Genomic DNA, 21,349 nt, shown 5'->3' with positions numbered 1-21,349 from the left:
GAGCGGCTCTGCCTGCGGAGTGTGGCGCTTGCAGTATTAGAATCAAAGGATTACTCGCGGGGGGAGGGCTCGACGGTGAGCGATGACTCCTGCGACGCTTTTTTATCCTGATGATGGTACCAGGCGCCGATGGAGGAGTAGACAAAGCGTCCAAAGAAGAAGAGAAAGCTGATAAGCAGTACGATACGGGTCATGCGACGGTTAAATCGATGTCGTTTACGCATACTGGGTGCCTGACTCACAAAAGGATCCTTGAAGTATACCCGAAGATGGGCGATGGGGGTATTAAGGCACAGGAACGAGATGGGGTCAATTGATGCAGATGTAAAAGTGCGGCAGTGAAAACATTAATTAATGTTATATAAGATAATCGTCGTATTTACATGCTCACTTTATTAGCCGTGAAATGTCGGGAAAAATAAGATTTATTAATGTTGGCGTCAGCATTTGTTGATTTATATCAATAGTCTCCTTCTCTTGGCCACTAAAATCAGCGGACGTTACCGTGTCGTTATTATTTACGCGGTCAGCATGGGTGGTTGGATGCCTGCCTGAATATGCCTCGCGGGAGCAGAGGCACTCTGTAGAGCACCTATGAATTTATTAAAATACTATCAACAATATCGCGACAAGTGGTGGGCTTTACCGCTCGTTCTGCCTGCGCTGTTATTACCGGTCGCCAGATGGGCGAATACCTACACCATGCTCAATGGTCATATGGTATTTTTGTATTACCTTCCCCTGGCGCTGGTGCTCAGCCTGATGATGTTTTTTGGTTGGGCGGCGATCCCTGGCATTATTATTGGCCTGCTGTTAACTCTGGCCCACGGCATGATGTTTGAGCAGTCCATCGGTGTACTGTTCCATTTCCTTATCCCCTGCGTGCTCTGCTGGGGCGGCTACCGCATTTTTGTCCCCCAGCGTCAGCAGGTCTCACACGGCAACGTCCGACTGATGCCGCATCGTCTGTTCTGGCAAATGCTGCTCCCTTCGGTCATTTTTTTGATTTTGTCACAGATTGCCGAATATCTTGGACTCCATCCGCGCACAACGGAAATGACCGGCGTTACGCCATTTAGTTTACGTTCATTAATCACCTTTCAGGCGCTAATGGTAGGGTGCCTGACCGGCATGCCGCTGTGTTATTTTGTGTTACGGGTCATTCGTAATCCTTTTCATTTACGCGGCTTTATTTCTCAGGTTCGCTTACAAATTGATCCAAAAATAAAAAAAATTGAAATTATTTGCTGGGCGACGGTATTAATTCTGCTACTGTGGCTATTATTGATGCCGCTTAATGATAGCAGCACCATATTTAGTACGAATTATACGTTGTCATTGCTGATGCCGGTGATGCTCTGGGGTGCCATGCGTTTTGGCTATCGCTTTATCTCACTGATCTGGACGCCGGTGCTGATTGCCGTGATCCATTTTCATTACCGTTACTTACCAATTTACCCAAGCTATAACACCCAGTTGGCGATCACGTCATCAAGCTATCTGGTATTCTCGTTTATTGTCGCCTATACGGCGATGCTGGCGACACAGCAGCGGCTGATCTACGCTCGCGTCCGGCAGATGGCCTTCCTCGACCCGGTGGTTCATATGCCGAACTTGCGGGCGCTAAGCCGGGCGCTCAACGGCACGAGCTGGTCGACGCTCTGTTTTCTGCGCATTCCTGAGCTTGAACTGCTGGGGCGCCACTATGGGGTACTTTTGCGAATCCAGTATAAGCAAATGCTGGCGAACCATCTGAGAACGCTGCTGCAGCCCAACGAAGCGGTATATCATCTTGCCGGTCACGATTTAGTGTTCCGTCTCAATAGCGAAGGGCACCAGGCGCGCATTCACTTAATTGACCGCTCCCTGCGACAGTTCCGTTTCCACTGGGACGGGGTCCCCCTGCAGCCGCGGATCGGCATGAGCTATTGCAGCGTTCGCTCGCCGGTCAAGCATCTGTATTTACTGCTTGGCGAGTTGAACACCATTGCCGACATGTCGTTAGCCAGCGGCCATCCGGAAAATTTACAGCGCCGCGGCGCGGGCCATGTTCAGCAGGATCTGAAAGATAAAGTCGTGATGATGAACCGCATTCTCAAAGCGCTGGAACATGACCATTTTGTCCTGATGGCGCAGCCTATCCAGGGCATTCGCGGCGATCGCTATCATGAAGTGCTGGTGAGGATGGAAGGGGAGTCGGGTGAGCTAACGGGGCCAAACGAGTTCTTGCCGGTGGCGCACGAGTTTGGGCTGTCAACGCGGGTGGACCAGTGGGTTATTGAGCATACGCTGGCCTTTATGGACGCCAACCGGCGGGCGCTGCCCGGTCTGCGGCTGGCGATCAATCTTTCTCCGGTGTCGCTGAGCCGCAGCCAGTTTCCTCAGGAGGTCGAAGCGCTGCTGCAGACCTACAACATTGAGCCATGGCAGATTATTTTCGAGCTGACCGAGAACTACGCGCTCAGCAATCCCGAGCTGGTCTGCCAGACTTTAGAACATCTGCGGGCGCTGGGCTGCCGGGTGGCGATCGATGATTTTGGTACCGGCTACGCCAGCTACGCCCGGTTAAAAACAATGAACGTCGACATTCTTAAAATCGACGGCAGTTTTATTCGCAATCTGCTTGCCAGCAGTCTTGATTACCAGGTCGTGGACTCTATTTGTCGTCTGGCGCGTATGAAGAACATGCAGGTGGTGGCCGAATATGTGGAGTCGCCGGAAATACGTCAGGCGGTCATCACGCTGGGGATCGATTATATGCAGGGCTATGATATCGGGGTACCGGTACCTCTGACGCAGTTGGCGGAGGAGATGACCGGCTGAACAGCAAAAAGCCGGGCGTAAGCGCCCGGCTCGGTTGATAGCCAGAGATACGATCAGGCGTCTGGCTCTTCTTCAGCAATCTTCAGCATCCATTCCGGCACGCCTTCCCAGTACTGTTGCTCTTTTTCCAGATCCAGCAGCACCAGCGCATTCTGGCTAAACCAGTTGTGCGGAAACGTCAGCGTCCAGTGGTGAGCTTCCGTCTGCAGGCGCAGCGTCGGCGGCGTAGTGGTAGCCTGACGCTGGTTATTCAGCAGTACGCCCAGGCGCAGTAGCTGAATTAGCGGCAGAAACTGCTTTTTCCTGAATAGCGTAAAGCGCGGCAGATCGTCGAGCTTGATCGCTTTGCGATGATAGCGTACGAGGGTGGCCATCAGCATCTGCTGCTCCTGATTGAAGCCCGGCAGGTCGCTATTTTGGAGAATGTAGGCCGAGTGACGATGCATGCCGCTGTGGTTGATATTCAGCCCTACCTCATGGAGCATCACCGCCCATTTCAACAGCGCCGCGAGGTGCGGATTGGCCAGCTTGGGATTCTGCTCCTGCCACTGCTCCAGCATCTGGGTGGTAGTTTCCAGTACCCGGCGCGCCTGTTCGCGATCGATGTTGTACTGATTTGCCAGACTTTGTGCCGTGCGGCTACGAATATCCTGGTGGCGGAAGCGGCCTTCCATCTCGTACAGGACACCTTCGCGCAGCGCGCCATCGGACAGACGAAGTTCTTTGATGGCCAGCGCGTCAAACACACCGCAGAGGATCGCCAGCCCAGGCGCAAAGACCGCTTTACGGTCTTCTGAGAGACCGGGCAGACTGAGCGCGTCGAAGTTTTTATGCTTCAACAGCTCATTTACCAGCATCTCGAGGCGCTCCGGCGTAATAAATCCGTCCTTCTCGCCCATCGCCACCAGCACTTCCTGGGCGGCTTTAATGGTGCCGGAGGCACCCAGCGCCACGGTCCATCCCTGAATACGGAACTGCCAGGCCAGCGTCTCCAGCTTCTGCACCGCCGCCAGGCGCGCGCGCTGGAAGTTTTCTTTATTGATAACGCCGCCAGGAAAATAGGCCTGCGAGAAGCTCACGCAGCCCATGCGGCGGCTTTCCACCAGGCGGGGCTCAAAATCTTCGCCAATGACCAGCTCGGTTGAACCGCCGCCGATATCAATCACCAGCTTGCGGCCGCGCTCCGGCTGCGTGTGCTCAACGCCCATAAAAATCAGGCGCGCTTCTTCATTACCGGAGATGATCTCGATCGGGTAGGGGATCACTTTTTCCGCGCGTTTAAGAAACTCCGCCGCGTTGGTCGCCTGACGCAGCGTATGCGTCCCGACGATACAGACGCTGGAGGGGGAGAACCCCTGCAGGCGTTCGGCAAACAGCGACAGGCAGTTCAGCCCACGGGTCATGGCTTCTTCGCTCAACACCGAGTTTTCATCGAGGCCATCGGCCAGATGTACGCGCTGTTTCAGGCGTCCGATGATCTGCATGGCGCCGTCGACGACACGGGCGATCACCATATGAAAACTGTTCGAACCAAGGTCAACCGCAGCGAACTCCTGCGGCCGAGGGGTGTTATCGTTTATTGGCATAGGTTAGTCGGGTTGTTCGAGTGATTTGAGATAATCGTAAATCGCCATTTGCGCGCGCACTTTACGGCGATTGCCGCGCGGCACATAGCGGTTACTCAGTTCTTTATCAAGATAGCGCGCTTTTACCGTATCGTTGAACAGGATATCAAAAATATCCAGCACTCGCTGCTTCAGACGCGGATCGAGCAGCGGAGCGGCAACTTCGATGCGATAATCGATGTTACGCGTCATCCAGTCGGCAGAGGAGAGCCAGACCTGTTTATCGCCACCGTTTTCAAAACAGTAGACCCGGTCGTGCTCGAGGAAACGGTCCACAATACTGATGACGCGGATATTTTCGCTGATACCTTCCAGACCCGGGATCAGCGAGCACATGCCGCGGATCAGCAGATTAACCGGCACGCCGGAGCTGGAGGCGGCATACAGTCGGTCCACCAGACCTTTATCCACCAGGTTGTTCAGCTTCAGCGTAATCCCGGACGGTTGCCCGTTTTGCGCATTGGCGATCTCGCGATCGATCATCTCATACAGCAGACGACGCGAGTTCTGCGGCGACACCAACAGGTAGTCGAAGCTAACCGGACGATAGGGGTTCTCGATAAAGTTAAACACCCGGCGGACTTCATTGGTAATGCGCGCATCGGCGGTTAACAGCGAATAGTCGGTGTAGATCCGCGCCGTCTTCTCGTTAAAGTTACCGGTGCCGATGTGGGCGTAGCGCACCACCTCATCGCCTTCTTTACGCGAGATAAGGAACAGCTTGGCGTGGATCTTCAGACCTGGCGCAGAGAAGATAACGTGGACTCCGGCTTCCGTCAGGCGTTTCGCCCAGTGAATGTTAGCCTCTTCATCGAAGCGCGCCTNCAGCTCCACCACTACGGTGACTTTCTTACCGTTGTGGGCGGCATGGATCATCGCGTCAATAATGCGCGAATCCTTGGCCACGCGGTAAATGTTGATTTTGATCGCCAATACGCTGGGGTCGAAGGAGGCCTGACGCAGCAGCTCCAGCACGTGCTCAAAGGTGTGATAGGGATAGTAGAGCAGCACGTCGCGTTCGCGAATGGCGTCGAAGCCGTTGCGGAATTTATCAAACCACAGATGACGCAGGCGCGGCATGGGCTTATTGACCAGATTGGCCTTACCGACGTTCGGGAAGCCGATAAAGTCTTTAAAGTTGTGATAGCGGCCGCCCGGCAGCATTGAGTCATAGTTGGAAATGGAGAGCTTATCGCGCAGCATTTCGACCATCGCATCCGGCATATCGCGCTGGTAGACGAAGCGAACCGGCTCGGCGGTCAGGCGCTGCTTGAGGCTGGAGGACATCAGCTCCATCAGGCTCGACTCCATCTCATGCACCAGATCGTACTCGGCGTCACGGGTCATCTTCATCGAGTAGGCGTTCAGCGCATCGTAATCAAAGAAGCCTTTAAAAATATCGTCCAGGCAATAGCGCAGGATGTTATCCAGGAGGATCATTGGCTTGCGGCGACGCGGCGCTTCCGGCGGCAGGTTCACGAAGCGCGGCACTTTATCCGACGGTATTTCCAGCAGAGCATAGTTGATGTTTTCCCCGCGGATAATCTCCACCGCCAGATAGGTGTAATCATCTTTCAGGAACTGCACGAGGTCCGTTTCGCGGTTGATCAGGATCGGCGAGATATGCTGGCGTAAATACTGCTTGAAGTAGTTGCGCAGCCAGGCCTGCTGATTGACGGACAGCTGGCGCTCGTTGATCAGGAAGATCTGGTTACGCGCCATCTCCAGCAACAGTTCATTATACAGACTATCGAATTCCTGATCGGCCTTCAGAACGCGGGCCTGAATTTTGCCTAACAGGTGGCGAGAATGGGCGGTACTGCCTTGTTCTTCACTGATAATAATCCGGCGCTTCAGCTCAGCGAAGCGCACTTTGTAAAACTCATCCAGGTTGTTGGAGTAAATCCCTAAGAAGCGCATGCGCTCAATCAGCGGGTTACTCTTGTCCGCCGCTTCCTGCAGCACGCGTTCGTTAAAAGACAACCAGCTGAGTTCTTTTTCGATGTATAGCTTTTCCTGGCCCATTACCGCTCACACTCCGTTTTACTCACAGGACGTAGACTATTATGACGAATTTTTCTGCATAGCGATTTACTGTGTCACAACAATATGACAGTAAGAAGAATTATTTCTGTGAGATGTTTGATTAGTAAACACTTTTAATTAAAAAAAAGCCCCGCGATGTGCACATGCGGGGCTGGTTGTTCATTCGTCGGCGGCATAGCCCTGCGGGGGAAGCTGTCGCTCATCCAGCCAGGCGTGGTTGCCTGCCATGCGCAGACGTCCATCGACGAACCAGCTGATGACCAGCGGATAAATGGCATGTTCCTGGGCCTGAACCCGCGCCGTGATTTCCTCCTCGCTGTCGCCAGCGAAGACCGGCACCTTGGCCTGCAGGATAACCGGCCCACCGTCCAGCTCATCGGTGACGAAGTGCACCGAGGTGCCGTGCTCCTCGTCACCGTTCTCCAGCACCTGACGATGAGTATGCAGGCCAGGATACTTCGGCAGTAGCGAGGGATGGATGTTCAGCAGACGTCCCTGATAGTGGCTGACGAACGCCGGGCTAAGGATACGCATATAGCCTGCCAGCACCACCAGATCCGGGGCGTAGGCGTCGATTTCATGCATCAGCTGACGATCGAATGCTTCCCGGTCGGCAAACTGACTTTGCGCCAGCGCATGGGCCGGGATGCCGGCCAGGCGCGCGCGCTCAAGGCCGAACGCATCAGCCTTGTTACTGAATACCGCACGCAGGGTGCCGTTTATCTGTTTCCGGCCGCAGGCGTCGATGATCGCCTGCAAATTGCTGCCGCTACCGGAAATCAGCACCACGATGTTTTTCATGCAATGACCACACGCTGTTCGGAATCGGAGGCTTTGATATACCCGATTTTCCACGCGTTTTCACCTTTGTCATTCAGCAGGGCAATCGCTTTGTCCGCTTCCGCTGCCGGCAGGGCGATAATCATCCCTACGCCGCAGTTAAAGGTACGGTACATTTCATGCTGGCTGACGTTACCGGCGGTTTGCAGCCAGTTGAAGACGGATGGCCACTGCCAGGAGGACTCATCGATGATCGCCTGGGTGTTATCCGGCAGTACGCGCGGAATGTTTTCCCAGAAGCCGCCGCCGGTCAGGTGGGCAATAGCGTGGACGTCAACGCTGGCGATCAGATCAAGCACCGATTTCACATAGATGCGGGTTGGCGCCAGCAGATGGTCGGCCAGCGGTTTACCGTCAAGGTCGGTAGTTTGTGGGTCAACGCCGCTAACCTCAATGATCTTACGCACCAGCGAATAGCCGTTAGAGTGCGGGCCGCTGGACGCCAGCGCCACCAGCACGTCGCCATCGGTCACTTTGCTGCCGTCGATGATTTCTGATTTTTCCACTACCCCGACGCAGAAACCCGCCACGTCGTAATCTTCGCCGTGGTACATCCCGGGCATCTCTGCGGTTTCACCACCGACCAGCGCGCAACCGGACTGCAGGCAGCCTTCGGCGATGCCGTTGATGACGCTGGCTGCGGTATCGACGTCCAGTTTACCGGTGGCGTAATAATCCAGGAAAAACAGCGGCTCAGCGCCCTGAACCACCAGGTCGTTCACGCACATGGCGACCAGGTCGATACCGATGGTGTCGTGACGCTTCAGATCCATTGCCAGACGCAGCTTGGTACCGACGCCGTCGGTGCCGGAGACCAGTACCGGCTCGCGGTATTTCTGCGGCAGTGCGCACAGCGCGCCGAATCCGCCCAGTCCCCCCATCACTTCCGGGCGACGGGTTTTCTTCACCACGCCCTTAATACGGTCGACGAGAGCGTTGCCTGCATCAATATCCACGCCGGCATCTTTATAGCTGAGAGAGGTTTTATCGGTCACTGCGAAGTCTCCACGCGTTTGCGGTAAGCAAGAAAAATCGGCGCAATTCTAACAGGGAAAGCAAACGTTTGCGAGCCTGCTTTACAGTTGGCGTAAAACCGCTGATGAATGGTTAAATTTGATACTGCTCACGAAAATGAAACCGGGTACAGTCTGGTGCTTGCCTCTACGTAAAGGAATCCTCATTATACGACTGAAACCGGTTTCCGTGTTGGTTTGCCACGCATTTTGTCGGTGATTGACGCGGGTCAGGAGAGGGATGAATGAAGATTGCGGCATTTGATATCGGTGGCACCGCGTTAAAGATGGGCGTGATGGCCCGCGACGGCAGGCTGCTGGAAACCGCCAGGCAGTCAATCAATGACAGCGATGGCGATCGGATCTTACAGGCAATGCTGTCGTGGCTGGCGGCCCATCCGTCGTGTGAAGGAATAGCCATCAGCGCGCCGGGCTATATCGATCCGCACAGCGGTCTTATCACCATGGGCGGCGCTATCCGTCGATTTGATAACTTCGCCATGAAATCGTGGCTCGAGACGCGAACCGGGCTGCCGGTCTCGGTGGAAAACGACGCCAACTGTGTGCTGCTGGCCGAGCGCTGGCAGGGCAAAGCGGCGGAGATGGCCAATTTTCTGGTGCTCACTATCGGTACTGGCATCGGTGGGGCGATTTTCTGCCAACACCAGCTGATCAACGGGGCGCGTTTTCGTGCCGGCGAATTCGGCTATATGCTTACCGACCGTCCCGGCGGACGCGATCCTCGTCGCTATTCAATGAATGAGAACTGCACTCTGCGGGTGCTGCGCCATCGCTATGCGCAACATATTGGCGCGCCGCTGGATAGCGTGACAGGCGAACTGATTTTCGACCGCTATGACGCCGGCGACCCGGTTTGTCAGCGTCTGGTCGCCGAGTTCTTCAATGGCCTGGGCCATGGCCTTTATAACCTCGTCCATATCTTCGATCCGCAGACCATTTTTATCGGTGGCGGCGTTGTGGAACGCCCAGGATTTCTGACGCTACTGCGCCAGCATCTGGCCTGGTTCGGCATTGCCGACTATCTCGATACCGTCAGTCACGGTAACGATGCCGGCCTGATTGGCGCGGTTTACCATTTTAATCAGCTGTATCGTTCGCCAGACGACGATCGACATTAGGGAGAGACTATGTCCGGATTTAAAGCAGGTTTTCTGTGGGGCGGCGCGGTCGCAGCGCATCAGTTAGAGGGCGGCTGGCAGGAGGGCGGCAAGGGGATCAGCGTGGCGGATGTGATGACCGCCGGCGCCCACGGCGTGCCGCGGGAAATTACCGACGGCGTGGTGGCCGGGAAAAACTACCCGAACCATGAGGCGATCGATTTTTATCATCGTTATCCACAAGACCTGGCGCTGTTTGCCGAGATGGGCTTCAAATGTTTTCGCACCTCGATTGCCTGGACGCGTATTTTCCCGCAGGGCGATGAGCTGGAGCCCAACGAGGCTGGCCTGCAGTTTTATGATGATCTGTTCGACGAATGCCTGAAACACGGCATTGAGCCAGTCATTACGCTGTCGCATTTTGAAATGCCTTATCACCTGGTCACCGAGTACGGCGGCTGGCGCAACCGCAAGCTAATCGACTTTTTCGTGCGCTTTGCCAGGGTCGTCTTCACCCGCTATCAACATAAAGTGAAGTACTGGATGACCTTTAACGAGATCAACAACCAGGCCAACTTCCATGAGGACTTTGCCCCCTTCACCAACTCCGGTTTGAAATATTTGCCGGATGAAGACCGGGAACCGGTGATGTACCAGGCCGCGCACTATGAGCTGGTGGCCAGCGCCCTGGCGGTGAAAGCGGCGCGCGAGATCAACCCGGCGCTGCAGATTGGCTGCATGATCGCTATGTGCCCCATCTATCCGCTGACCTGCGCCCCGGACGATATGATGATGGCGATGAACGCCATGCACCGCCGTTACTGGTTTACCGACGTCCACGTGCGCGGTCGCTATCCGCAGCATCTGCTCAACTATTTTGCCCGCCGCGGCTTTACTCTGGATATCACCGAAGCCGATCGTCAGGCGTTAACCGAGGGCTGTGTCGACTACATTGGCTTTAGCTACTATATGTCGTTCGCTACCAAAGCCACCGAAGACAACCCCTTGCTTGATTATGATGAAACCACCAGCCTGGTCTCCAACCCGTACGTCAAAAAGTCGGACTGGGGCTGGCAGATTGACCCGGTCGGTCTGCGCTATTCGCTGAACTGGTTCTGGGATCACTACCAGCTGCCGCTGTTTATTGTCGAAAACGGCTTTGGCGCGATTGATGTCCGCGAAGCGGACGGCAGCGTCAATGACCAGTATCGTATCGATTATCTCTCCGCTCATATCGCGGAGATGAAAAAGGCGGTGGTCGAGGATGGCGTCGATCTGATGGGCTACACCCCCTGGGGCTGTATCGATCTGGTTTCCGCCGGCACGGGGGAAATGAAAAAACGCTACGGCTTTATTTATGTCGATAAAGATAATGAAGGCAATGGCACGTTGGCACGCAGCCGGAAAAAGTCCTTTGCCTGGTATCAGCAGGTAATTGCCAGCAACGGGGAGAACCTGTCGTAGTCGGGTGGCGCTAACGCTTAACCGACCTACAATACACGTAGGCCCGCGTAAGCGTATGGACTGCACCCCGCACCCAAGCCGGAGCCTCGCCTCCGGTTTTTTTGTCTCTAAATCACTTTGCTTGATATACGTCAAGCAAGATGGGTATGGCACAATCCGCAAAAAGCGGTATAATCCCGCGATTTTTTTTGTGGCTGCCCCTCAGAGGAGAAAGAGAATGAAGATTGTGGAAGTCAAACACCCACTCGTCAAACACAAGCTGGGCCTGATGCGCGAGCACGACATCAGCACCAAACGCTTCCGTGAACTCGCCTCAGAAGTGGGCAGCTTACTGACTTATGAAGCCACCGCCGATCTGGAGACTGAGAAAGTCACTATTGAGGGCTGGAACGGTCCGGTGGAAGTCGAGCAGATCAAGGGCAAGAAAATTACCGTTGTGCCTATCCTGCGCGCTGGCCTTGGCATGATGGAAGGGGTGCTGGAGCACGTGCCAAGCGCGCGTATCAGCGTGGTCGGTATCTATCGCAATGAAGAAACCCTCGAGCCGGTGCCTTACTTCCAGAAACTGGTGTCTAACATCGATGAACGTATGGCGCTGGTCGTTGACCCGATGCTGGCCACCGGTGGGTCGATGATCGCCACTATCGATCTGCTAAAAAACGCCGGCTGCACCAGCATCAAGGTGCTGGTGCTGGTGGCGGCGCCGGAAGGGATTGCCGCGCTGGAGAAAGCCCACCCGGACGTTGAGCTGTACACCGCCTCTGTCGATAAGGGACTGAACGAGCACGGGTATATCATTCCCGGTCTCGGCGATGCCGGCGACAAGATTTTTGGAACGAAATAAAATATACCGCGAAAAAAGCCGACTTTGAGAGTCGGCTTTTTTTTGAATAAAAGTAATCCACAGCAAATAACAGACGACTCTCAGAGGAATACACTATGACGCGCCGTGCCATCGGGGTGAGTGAAAGACCGCCGCTTTTACAGACAATCCCGCTTAGTTTGCAACATCTGTTCGCCATGTTTGGCGCAACGGTACTGGTGCCTATTCTGTTCCACATTAACCCGGCCACCGTCCTGCTGTTCAACGGCATCGGTACGCTGTTGTACCTCTTTATCTGTAAAGGCAAAATTCCCGCTTATCTGGGATCAAGCTTCGCTTTTATCTCCCCGGTGCTGCTGCTGTTGCCGCTGGGCTACGAAGTGGCGCTGGGCGGCTTTATTATGTGCGGCGTGCTGTTCTGCCTCGTCTCCTTTATTGTCAAAAAAGCCGGTACCGGCTGGCTGGATGTGATGTTCCCGCCGGCGGCGATGGGCGCCATCGTGGCGGTTATCGGCCTCGAACTGGCGGGCGTGGCGGCTAATATGGCCGGGCTGCTGCCGGCCGACGGCCAGTCACCGGACAGTAAAACCATTATTATCTCGATGGTGACCCTGGCGGTGACGGTGTTCGGATCCGTGCTGTTCCGCGGCTTCCTGGCGATTATTCCGATCCTGATCGGCGTGCTGGTGGGCTATGCGCTGTCGTTTGTGATGGGCGTGGTCGATACCACCCCGATCGCCGAGGCGCACTGGTTCGCGCTGCCGACTTTCTACACTCCGCGCTTTGAGTGGTTTGCTATCTTCACCATACTGCCCGCCGCGCTGGTGGTGATTGCCGAGCACGTGGGGCATCTGGTGGTGACCGCCAATATCGTTAAGCGCGATCTGATCCGCGACCCGGGCCTGCATCGTTCGATGTTTGCCAACGGCCTGTCGACGATCGTTTCCGGCTTCTTCGGTTCGACGCCCAACACTACCTACGGTGAAAATATCGGCGTGATGGCGATTACCCGGGTCTACAGCACCTGGGTAATCGGCGGCGCGGCGATCATTGCGATTCTGCTCTCCTGCGTCGGCAAACTGGCGGCGGCTATCCAGATCATCCCGGTGCCGGTGATGGGCGGCGTTTCCCTGCTGCTGTACGGGGTGATCGGCGCCTCGGGGATCCGCGTACTGATTGAATCGAAGGTGGATTACAGTAAAGCGCAGAATCTGATCCTCACCTCCGTGATCCTGATCATCGGCGTTAGCGGCGCTAAAGTGCACATTGGCGCCGCCGAGCTGAAAGGGATGGCGCTTGCGACTATCGTGGGCATCGCCCTCAGCCTGATTTTCAAGCTTATCAGCGTCCTGCGTCCGGAAGAGGTGGTCCTCGACGCGGCGGATAGCGAAGAGTTTAAATAACGATCGCCTGACCGGGCGGCGATCCCGCCCGGTTCTCTCCTGACCTAAATCTGTGGTAAACTCTTCGCGTTTTTCTGTAAGCCTATGTTGAGGTCCATCTGAACGCACCGGCACAGCTCTCTTTGCCACTGTATCTTCCTGACGACGAAACCTTCGCGAGTTTCTGGCCGGGTGATAATCCTTCCCTACTTGCCGCCCTCCAGAACGTACTGCGCCAGGAACACAGCGGGTACATTTATATCTGGTCACGTGAAGGGGCAGGTCGTAGCCACCTGTTACACGCCGCCTGCGCGGAGCTTTCCCAGCGCGGGGATGCGGTAGGCTACGTGCCGCTGGATAAACGGACGTGGTTTGTGCCCGAGGTGCTGGAGGGGATGGAACAGCTGGCGCTGGTGTGCATCGATAACATCGAGTGCGTCGCCGGCGATGAGCCCTGGGAGATGGCCATCTTTAATCTCTATAACCGGATCCTGGAATCAGGCAAAACCCGGCTGCTGATCACCGGCGATCGGCCGCCGCGGCAGCTGAATCTTGGCCTGCCGGATCTGGCCTCACGGCTGGACTGGGGGCAGATCTATAAGCTGCAGCCGCTGTCGGATGAAGACAAACTGCAGGCGCTGCAGCTGCGCGCCAGACTGCGCGGCTTCGAGATGCCGGAAGATGTGTGCCGCTTCCTGCTGAAGCGGCTGGATCGCGAGATGCGTTCGCTGTTTATGACCCTCGATCAGCTGGATCATGCCTCGATTACCGCTCAGCGCAAGCTGACGATCCCCTTCGTGAAAGAGATCCTTAAGCTTTAGTCCGCCAGGGGAGTCAGCTCCTGCTCCGTCAGCCCGGTCAACCGGGCGACCAGGTCGCGCGGAAGGCCGCTGTGCAGCATAGCGACAGCGATGCGCTGCGCCTCTTCTTTCCGTCCTTCCTGACGGCCTTGCGCCAGGCCCCGCTCCAGCCCCTGTTGTTCCAGATATTCCGCAATCGTCATCAACGTCTCCTTATGCTGCGGCGTACGTAACGCCAGCTCGCGAATGAATTTAATCGGCTCGCGCGTGTTGCCTGCCTGTACCAGATAGTGCATCAGGGCTTGTACCTGCGATTCCGTCGCCAGTCCAGTCAATAATAATTCGCTCAGCTTGTCGAGGAGCTGCGCCAGATCGCGTTGTCGAATATGTTTTTGCAGTAACTCCAGCGTTGCCATGCGCTGGTGGGTGGCAATCTCGTCATCCGGAATGACGGTTATGTCCGCCAGCGGAAACGCCCCGTGATAAAGGTGGCCGGCCAGCTCCGGAGCGACGAATTCATCGAGCCAGCGCAGAGAGAACGGATAGGGGCTCACCAGACCGTGGTAGAAGAGAACAGGGATCACCAGCGGCAGGCGATCGTGGCCGGCATCGAGATGGCGCTGCATGGCGGCGATGGCGTAGCGCATCAGACGAAAGGCCATATGCCGGTCGGGCGTGCTCTGGTGTTCGATAAGCGCATAAATATAACCGTCGCCCGCCGTGGTTTTCAGGGAATACAAAATGTCGGCGTAAAAGGGACGCAGATCGTCTTCGACAAAATGCCCGGACTCGAGATGCAGCGTACGCAGATCGCACACTTTAAGCAGCGTCTCGGGCAGATACAGTTGCAGGAAATCACGGGCGGTATCGGGATGGGAGAGGTAGGTCTTAAACACGGCGTCATGGGGCGTGGAGGTCGGCTTTTTCATGTTCATCCGTCCAGTGGATTGAGCGATGGATGAACAGTAGCACCGTCCGGCGGGCGGGAGATATTGGCGTGAAAGATCTGGAATCTCCTACGTAAAAAAAGCGCCGCGCAAGCGCGGCGCGGGTGAGTTAGCTTACGATCTCAAGAACCTGTTCCGGCGGGCGGCCAATACGCGCCTGGCCGCGGCTGACGACGATAGGGCGCTCGATGAGTTTCGGATTGTCGACCATCGCCTGTATCAGCGCCGCGTTGCTGAGAGCCGGGTCGGCCAGATTGAGCGATTTATACAGATCCTCTTTCTGGCGCATGAGCTCGCGGGGGCTCTCCATACCCAGCAGCTGCAGCAGCTGGCGCAGCGTCCCGGCATCCGGTGGCGTCTCAAGATAAAGCACCACCTCAGGATCGATGCCGCGACTCTGCAGCAGGCTCAGCGTTTCGCGGCTCTTGGAGCAGCGTGGGTTATGGTAAATTTTTACCGCGTCGGTCATGGGGTCTCCTTACATTTTTTGATAGGGACGGAAGCGAGCCTGCAGATCGCGTAGCTGATCGATACGGGCATCGTAACGTGCCTGCTGCAGGCTACCGAGTTTCACCTGCGAGCTGGCGCTGCTGAGCAGGGAAATCGCCTGCTCCAGCTGGCCGACCAGCGCCATGCTTTCAGCCCGCGCCGCCAGCTCCTGATCGCGATTGCCCAGCGCGCCTTCCGCCTGGGCCAGCAGGTCCCAGCCGTTGCCATCCTCTTTATAGGTAAAGGTATACCGGTTCAGAATGGTCGCCGCTTCCCCGGGCTGCCCGCCCTGCAGCAGGGCGTTGGCCAGGTTCAGCTGCAGCACCGGATTAGTACGCAGCTCGCGGGCGTTTTTAAGGCGATTGATGGCGTCGCTGGTTTTCTTCTGTCCGAGGTCGATATCAGTGGCCAGATCGAGATACCAGGCATTTTGCGGGTCGGCGTTGAGCAGCGGCTGCAGCGTTTTGCGTGCCTGGTCAAAGTTGTTGCTTTCCATCGCCAGCAGAGCGCGACCATACTGGGCGNCATGCTGTTGGCGGATATTGCCTTTATCCCAGGCGTTCAGCAGATCGGTGCCCAGCTTGTTGTCGCCGTTGGTGTACATCCCGAGGGTACGCGCCTTCGCCAGATAGAAGTCCGCCGAGGACTGTACCACCACCGGGCGCATCTGGTTGGCGCGGTTACGGGCATCGGCCAGTCGGCTTTCCGGCAGGGGGTGGGTGAGCAACATTTCCGGCGGTCGCGTCGAGTAGCGCGACTCGTCAAGCAGTTTACCCATAAACATCGGCATAGCCTGCGGGTCGAAACCCGAGCGCTGCAGAACCTGAATGCCAATCCGGTCGGCCTCTTCTTCGTTCTGGCGGGTGAAGCTGATCATACCCTGCTGGGTGCCGGCCAGCGTCCCGGTCAGGGCCGCCATTCCGGCCTGCGGGCTGGCCATCGCCAGCAGAATCGAACCCAGGGCACCGACCCAGGTCAGCGGCGCATTGCGCTTCTGATCTTCCATCGCGCGGGCGAGATGCCGCTGCGTCACGTGGGAGATTTCGTGCGCCATGACAGAGGCCAGTTCGCTCTCGTTATCAGAGTAGCGGAACAGGGCGGAGTGGAGGACCACATTGCCGCCGAAGAAGGCGAAGGCGTTGATCTGGTCGTTATTAATCAAATAGAAGTGGAACGGGGTACGCACCGAGTTGGCGTGAGCCACCAGACGCATACCCAGCCCGTTGATATATTGCACCAGCAGAGGGTCGTTGATCAGCGGCGCGCTACCGCGCAGTTGGCGGACGTAGTAATCCCCCATCTGCATTTCCTGACCGATTGACAGCGTGCTTCCTGCGGAGGTTCCCATGTCCGGCAGGGTATCTGCGGAGTCAGCAAAAGCAGGACCTATCGAACCCAGCGTCAGCGACGCGATCGCGGTCGCCACCAGCGTTTTCTTCAACTGCCTGAACATAACCTCTGTCCTGTAATGTGGGTGTGCCAGTTTGACCGATTGTGCGGCGTAATGTTCCCTGGCCGCATCCCAGCGAGTTTAGCTGGCGTTGGCCGCCTTGAAAATATGTTCTTCATGGCGGAGAACGGTTTGACTGCGGCGCATCAAAAAGCGAAGTCTTTTTTGTGACATTTCGATACAATTCCCCGGATTGTCGCCGCTTGGCCCTTCAGGGAAGGTTTTATGCTTGAGATGTTAATGCAGTGGTACCGCCGTCGATTCAGCGACCCTGAGGCGATAGCGCTGCTGGTTATTTTGCTTGCCGGTTTCGGCATTATGTTCTTTTTCAGCGGCCTGCTGGCCCCGTTGCTGGTGGCTATCGTGCTGGCCTATCTGCTGGAGTGGCCGACCGTTCGTCTGGAGCGCATCGGTCTGTCGCGCACCTGGGCCACCTCGCTGGTGCTGATCCTCTTTGTGGGCATCCTGCTGTTGCTGGCCTTTGTGGTGCTGCCGGTAGCCTGGCAGCAAGGGATCTACCTCATCCGCGATATGCCGGGCATGCTAAATAAGCTCTCTGATTTCGCCGCCACGCTGCCGCGGCGCTATCCGGCGTTAATGGATGCCGGCATTATCGATGCGATGGCGGAAAATATGCGCACCCGGATGCTGACGGTGGGCGACTCGGTGGTTAAGTACTCTCTGGCTTCGCTGGTGGGGTTACTCACCCTGGCGGTCTATCTGGTGCTGGTGCCGCTGATGGTCTTCTTCCTGCTGAAGGATAAAGAGCAGATGCTCAACGCGGTGCGCCGCGTTCTGCCGCGCAATCGCGGGCTTGCTGGGCAGGTGTGGAAAGAGATGAACCAGCAGATCACCAACTACATTCGCGGCAAGGTGCTGGAGATGATTGTCGTCAGCGTCGCCACCTGGATAGGCTTTATCCTCTTTGGCCTCAACTACTCGTTGCTGCTGGCGGTGCTGGTCGGCTTCTCGGTGCTGATCCCCTATATCGGCGCGTTTGTGGTGACCATTCCGGTGGTGGGGGTGGCGCTGTTTCAGTTTGGCGCTGGCACCGAGTTCTGGAGCCTGTTTGCGGTCTATCTGATTATTCAGGGGCTGGACGGTAACCTGCTGGTTCCGGTGCTGTTCTCGGAAGCGGTCAATTTACACCCGCTGGTGATTATCCTGTCGGTGGTGATCTTTGGCGGACTGTGGGGATTCTGGGGCGTCTTCTTCGCCATTCCTCTGGCCACGCTGATTAAAGCAGTGGTGCATGCCTGGCCGGATGGTTTGGCGGTCGACGACTAAGGCAATGAGAATAAAAAAAGACGCCGGGCGAGGGCTTCCTCTCCCGGCGTCTTGCTTTGCATCAGGCGTTTTCTTTCAGCCAGTTCAGCACCACGTCGTGGTGATTGCTGGTTTTGAAATCATCAAAGACGTGTTCGATTTTGCCATCGGCATCGATGAGGAAACTAATCCGGTGGATCCCGTCGTAGGTTTTCCCCATAAAGGATTTTTCGCCCCAGACGCCAAACTGCTCGCAAACCTGATGGTTTTCATCAGACAGCAGCGTAAAGTTCAGCAGCTCTTTTTCGGCGAAACGGGAGAGTTTTTCCGGTTTATCGGTGCTGATGCCCAGCACTTCAACGCCGGCTTTTTTCAGGTCGTCCATATTATCGCGCAAGCCGCACGCCTGTACGGTGCAGCCCGGGGTCATGGCTTTCGGGTAAAAATAAACCAGGACACGTTGTCCCTGGAAGTCGGTTAAATTTACTTCCTCGCCGTCCTGGTCCGGTAAGCTAAATTTCGGTGCGATATCACCGGCTTTCAGTGGGGTCATGGGTTAAACTCCATCCTGTTCATCATGCTGTGAATAATTAACGATGTTAATACTGCCTTGTGCGTTCAGTTCTGTACATAGGGCTTTGAACGCTTGTTCGATATTTGCTGCATTTTGCGTCGCAGGACTGTGGGCAGTTATCTGGATAAAAAGCTGCGCGGAATCGCCGTCTCCCGGCTGCGTGCGGGACACCAGCTCCGCAATATTCATATTCCATGTATCGCACAGGGCAGTAAAGCGCTCGATGATATGCGGTGAGTCCGGCACCTCAACCTGGACCCAAACGGTGTTTGGCATGGCCTGCGGTGGGCGCGCAGTGGTGCGTTTCATCACGATCAACAGCTCCAGCTCCGCGCCTTTCAGCGGCAGCGTTGATTCGATCAGGTTAATCGCATTCCACGACCCGGAAAGCAGCATGATAAACGTAAACTCATCACCGAGCATGGCCAGCCGGCTGTCTTCGATATTACAACCGCAGCTGCTGACGTGGCGAGTGATCGTATTCACGATGCCGGGACGGTCAGCCCCCAGGGCGGTAATAACCAGATAGTGTTGTAATGAGGCTGTCAAACCTGTTCTTCCTTTAAAAAGGTGAGGTAACATTAGGAAAGCATAAAAAAAACCGCCATACAACATCCCTGATGGCGTCGGGTCTCTTGCTTTTATTACAGCTCCAAACGTAACATTGAGAATCTTGTCGCACTTCTGCTCTGAGGATGGCCCATGTTCACGGGAAGTATTGTAGCGCTTGTCACGCCGATGGATGAAAACGGTAATGTCTGCCGGACAAGCCTGAAAAAACTGATTGATTACCATGTCGCCAACGGAACCTCGGCGATCGTTTCGGTAGGGACTACCGGTGAATCCGCAACGCTGAGCCATGAAGAGCATGGCGACGTGGTGATGATGACGCTGGAGCTGGCCGACGGGCGTATTCCGGTTATCGCTGGAACGGGAGCCAATGCAACCGCAGAGGCGATTAGCCTGACCAAACGTTTTAACGATAGCGGTGTTGTTGGCTGCCTGACGGTCACTCCTTATTATAACCGTCCGACCCAGGAAGGCCTGTTCCAGCACTTTAAAGCTATCGCCGAACATACTGACCTGCCGCAAATTCTGTATAATGTGCCGTCCCGTACCGGTTGCGATATGCTGCCGGAAACCGTTGGCCGTCTGGCGGAAATTAAAAATATTGTCGGTATTAAGGAAGCAACAGGGAACTTAAGTCGCGTTCACCAGATCAAAGAGCTGGTTTCAGACGACTTTATTCTGCTGAGCGGTGACGATGCGACCGGTATGGACTTCATGCAGCTCGGCGGCGTAGGCGTGATTTCTGTTACGGCCAACGTGGCGGCGCGCGAAATGGCCGACATGTGCCGTCTGGCGCTGGCGGGTCAATTTGCCGAAGCTCGTGCGATTAACCAGCGTCTGATGCCACTGCATACAAAATTATTTGTCGAACCCAATCCTATCCCGGTGAAATGGGGATGCAAGGCGTTGGGTCTTGTGGCGACCGATACGCTGCGCTTGCCGATGACGCCTATCACCGATCATGGTCGTGAAGCCGTCACTGCCGCGCTGAAGCATGCCGGTTTGCTGTAAAGTTTAGGGAGATTTGATGGCTTACTCAGTACAGAAGTCGCGCCTGGCGAAGGTTGCGGGTGTTTCGCTGGTTCTACTCCTCGCGGCCTGTAGTTCCGACTCGCGCTATAAGCGTCAGGTGAGCGGTGATGAGGCCTATTTACAGGCATCACCGTTGAGCGAACTTCACGCGCCGGCGGGGATGATCCTGCCGATTCAGGTGGGTGATTACAATATTCCGGTGGCTAACAGCACCGGCGCGGTCGGTAAAGCGCTGGACATTCGTCCGCCGGCGCAGCCGCTGGCGCTGGTGAGCGGTGCGCGGACCCAGTTTAACGGCGATACCGCGACGCTGATGGTCGAGAACGGCCGCAGCGGTTCGCTGTGGGCACAGGTCACCAGCATTCTTCAGTCGAAGAACTACGTTATCGCCAAGCGCGATGATGCGAGCCAGACGCTGAACACCGACTGGGTTGAGTGGAACCGTCTTGATGAAGATCAGCAGTATCGCGGTCGTTATCAAATCTCCGTCAAACCGCAGGGTTATCAGCAAGCGGTGGTCGTTAAGCTGGTGAATCTGGAGCAGGCGGGTAAACCGGTTGCCGATCCGGCGTCTCTGCAGCGCTACAGCACCGCTATGCTGAACGTCATTTCGGAAGGCCTTGACATGAATGCCACCAGCGCCCAGAACGCCGCCCAGCGCAGCGCGGGGGCCACCTTCGACGTGCAGAGCGCCGCCGACGATACCGGCCTGCCGATGCTCGTTGTTCGCGCGCCGTTTAACCTGGTGTGGCAGCGTCTGCCGGGCGCCCTCGAGAAAGTGGGGATGAAAGTGACCGACAGCACGCGCTCTCAGGGCAGCATGGCGCTGACCTATAAGCCGCTGTCTGACAGCAGCTGGCAGGAGCTGGGCGCACGTGACCCGCAGCTGGTCTCCGGCGACTACAAACTGCAGGTCGGCGACCTCGATAACCGCAGTAGCCTGCAGTTTATCGACCCGAAAGGCCACACCCTGACGCAGTCGCAAAATGACGCCCTGGTAGCCGTATTCCAGGCCGCATTTAACAAGTAATCAAAAGGGCTGGAGCAATCCGGCCCTNNNNATGTATAGTGACGCAAACGTGTGCGT

Annotated in this window: 20 protein-coding genes; 10 read left to right on the top strand and 10 right to left on the bottom strand. The window is 56.1% G+C overall.

Going from position 1 to position 21,349, the window contains the following annotated elements; genetic code table 11:
• Nucleotides 1-50: 50 nt before the first annotated feature.
• Nucleotides 51-224: a YfgG family protein gene (locus VZP09_RS14325; protein ID WP_004174861.1), complete on the bottom strand. Its 174-nt coding sequence runs from the start codon at nt 222-224 to the stop codon at nt 51-53.
• A gap of 370 nt (nt 225-594) precedes the next feature.
• Between VZP09_RS14325 and VZP09_RS14320 the strand changes: the two genes are divergently transcribed.
• Nucleotides 595-2,823: a sensor domain-containing phosphodiesterase gene (locus VZP09_RS14320; protein ID WP_328795232.1), complete on the top strand. Its 2,229-nt coding sequence runs from the start codon at nt 595-597 to the stop codon at nt 2,821-2,823.
• Between the two features lie 53 nt (nt 2,824-2,876).
• Here the strand turns inward: VZP09_RS14320 and ppx are convergent, their stop codons facing one another.
• From ppx to purM, 4 genes are all read right to left on the bottom strand, one after another.
• Entirely contained in the window at nt 2,877-4,409 is a 1,533-nt protein-coding gene (gene ppx / locus VZP09_RS14315; protein ID WP_002913839.1) for an exopolyphosphatase, read from the bottom strand.
• Nucleotides 4,410-4,412: 3 nt separating this feature from the next.
• Nucleotides 4,413-6,473 carry a polyphosphate kinase 1 gene (gene ppk1, locus VZP09_RS14310; RefSeq protein WP_328795230.1) on the bottom strand — a complete coding sequence of 687 codons (2,061 nt, stop codon included), beginning with the start codon at nt 6,471-6,473 and terminating at the stop codon, nt 4,413-4,415.
• Between the two features lie 180 nt (nt 6,474-6,653).
• On the bottom strand, nt 6,654-7,295 hold the full coding sequence (gene purN / locus VZP09_RS14305) for a phosphoribosylglycinamide formyltransferase (RefSeq protein ID WP_004145656.1): 642 nt from the start codon (nt 7,293-7,295) through the stop codon (nt 6,654-6,656).
• Nucleotides 7,292-8,329 (bottom strand): phosphoribosylformylglycinamidine cyclo-ligase, encoded by a 1,038-nt coding sequence (gene purM, locus VZP09_RS14300; protein ID WP_002913836.1) that lies wholly within the window; start codon nt 8,327-8,329, stop codon nt 7,292-7,294. Before purM ends, purN begins: the two co-directional genes overlap by 4 nt.
• A 263-nt stretch (nt 8,330-8,592) precedes the next feature.
• Between purM and bglK the strand changes: the two genes are divergently transcribed.
• From bglK to VZP09_RS14275, 5 genes are all read left to right on the top strand, one after another.
• The gene (gene bglK / locus VZP09_RS14295; protein ID WP_002913833.1) at nt 8,593-9,486 is read left to right on the top strand and encodes a beta-glucoside kinase BglK; all 894 of its coding nucleotides are present in this window, start codon (nt 8,593-8,595) and stop codon (nt 9,484-9,486) included.
• 9 nt (nt 9,487-9,495) lie between these two features.
• Nucleotides 9,496-10,929, top strand: coding sequence for a 6-phospho-beta-glucosidase (locus VZP09_RS14290; protein WP_004174870.1), 1,434 nt, complete (start codon nt 9,496-9,498; stop codon nt 10,927-10,929).
• A 217-nt stretch (nt 10,930-11,146) separates the two neighbouring features.
• Nucleotides 11,147-11,773: a uracil phosphoribosyltransferase gene (gene upp, locus VZP09_RS14285; RefSeq protein WP_002913827.1), complete on the top strand. Its 627-nt coding sequence runs from the start codon at nt 11,147-11,149 to the stop codon at nt 11,771-11,773.
• Nucleotides 11,774-11,868: 95 nt separating this feature from the next.
• Nucleotides 11,869-13,155, top strand: coding sequence for a uracil permease (gene uraA, locus VZP09_RS14280; protein WP_002913824.1), 1,287 nt, complete (start codon nt 11,869-11,871; stop codon nt 13,153-13,155).
• A gap of 98 nt (nt 13,156-13,253) precedes the next feature.
• Nucleotides 13,254-13,955, top strand: coding sequence for a DnaA inactivator Hda (locus tag VZP09_RS14275; protein ID WP_020947395.1), 702 nt, complete (start codon nt 13,254-13,256; stop codon nt 13,953-13,955).
• On the opposite strand, the gene VZP09_RS14270 is transcribed toward VZP09_RS14275, so the two are convergent.
• The 3 genes from VZP09_RS14270 to bepA all read right to left on the bottom strand — a co-directional run bounded on the left by VZP09_RS14270 (nt 13,952) and on the right by bepA (nt 16,823).
• Complete coding sequence (locus VZP09_RS14270; protein WP_002913812.1) at nt 13,952-14,863, bottom strand: Rpn family recombination-promoting nuclease/putative transposase; 912 nt, start codon at nt 14,861-14,863, stop codon at nt 13,952-13,954. The two genes, VZP09_RS14275 and VZP09_RS14270, sit on opposite strands and share 4 nt — an antisense overlap.
• A 127-nt stretch (nt 14,864-14,990) precedes the next feature.
• Nucleotides 14,991-15,350 (bottom strand): arsenate reductase (glutaredoxin), encoded by a 360-nt coding sequence (gene arsC / locus VZP09_RS14265; RefSeq protein ID WP_002913810.1) that lies wholly within the window; start codon nt 15,348-15,350, stop codon nt 14,991-14,993.
• A gap of 9 nt (nt 15,351-15,359) precedes the next feature.
• On the bottom strand, nt 15,360-16,823 hold the full coding sequence (bepA, locus tag VZP09_RS14260; RefSeq protein ID WP_328795229.1) for a beta-barrel assembly-enhancing protease: 1,464 nt from the start codon (nt 16,821-16,823) through the stop codon (nt 15,360-15,362).
• 51 nt (nt 16,824-16,874) lie between these two features.
• On the opposite strand from bepA, the gene VZP09_RS14255 reads away from it, so the two are divergent.
• Nucleotides 16,875-16,991: a hypothetical protein gene (locus VZP09_RS14255; protein ID WP_004221267.1), complete on the top strand. Its 117-nt coding sequence runs from the start codon at nt 16,875-16,877 to the stop codon at nt 16,989-16,991.
• Nucleotides 16,992-17,045: 54 nt separating this feature from the next.
• Nucleotides 17,046-18,107: an AI-2E family transporter gene (locus VZP09_RS14250; RefSeq protein WP_002913806.1), complete on the top strand. Its 1,062-nt coding sequence runs from the start codon at nt 17,046-17,048 to the stop codon at nt 18,105-18,107.
• A gap of 61 nt (nt 18,108-18,168) precedes the next feature.
• On the opposite strand, the gene bcp is transcribed toward VZP09_RS14250, so the two are convergent.
• Nucleotides 18,169-18,639, bottom strand: coding sequence for a thioredoxin-dependent thiol peroxidase (gene bcp / locus VZP09_RS14245; protein WP_002913805.1), 471 nt, complete (start codon nt 18,637-18,639; stop codon nt 18,169-18,171).
• A gap of 3 nt (nt 18,640-18,642) precedes the next feature.
• Nucleotides 18,643-19,209 carry a glycine cleavage system transcriptional repressor gene (locus VZP09_RS14240; RefSeq protein WP_002913804.1) on the bottom strand — a complete coding sequence of 189 codons (567 nt, stop codon included), beginning with the start codon at nt 19,207-19,209 and terminating at the stop codon, nt 18,643-18,645.
• Between the two features lie 153 nt (nt 19,210-19,362).
• Here VZP09_RS14240 and dapA point away from each other — a divergent pair, with 153 nt between their 5' ends.
• Both dapA and bamC read left to right on the top strand, forming a co-directional pair.
• Nucleotides 19,363-20,241, top strand: coding sequence for a 4-hydroxy-tetrahydrodipicolinate synthase (gene dapA / locus VZP09_RS14235; RefSeq protein ID WP_002913803.1), 879 nt, complete (start codon nt 19,363-19,365; stop codon nt 20,239-20,241).
• A 16-nt stretch (nt 20,242-20,257) separates the two neighbouring features.
• Nucleotides 20,258-21,292: an outer membrane protein assembly factor BamC gene (gene bamC / locus VZP09_RS14230; RefSeq protein WP_002913802.1), complete on the top strand. Its 1,035-nt coding sequence runs from the start codon at nt 20,258-20,260 to the stop codon at nt 21,290-21,292.
• The last annotated feature ends 57 nt before the right edge of the window (nt 21,293-21,349 follow it).

The organism is Klebsiella sp. EMBS2024 (assembly GCF_036233805.1).
GTDB classification, from domain to species: Bacteria; Pseudomonadota; Gammaproteobacteria; order Enterobacterales; family Enterobacteriaceae; genus Klebsiella; species Klebsiella pneumoniae.
This window is presented reverse-complemented; position numbering and strand designations above follow the sequence as displayed.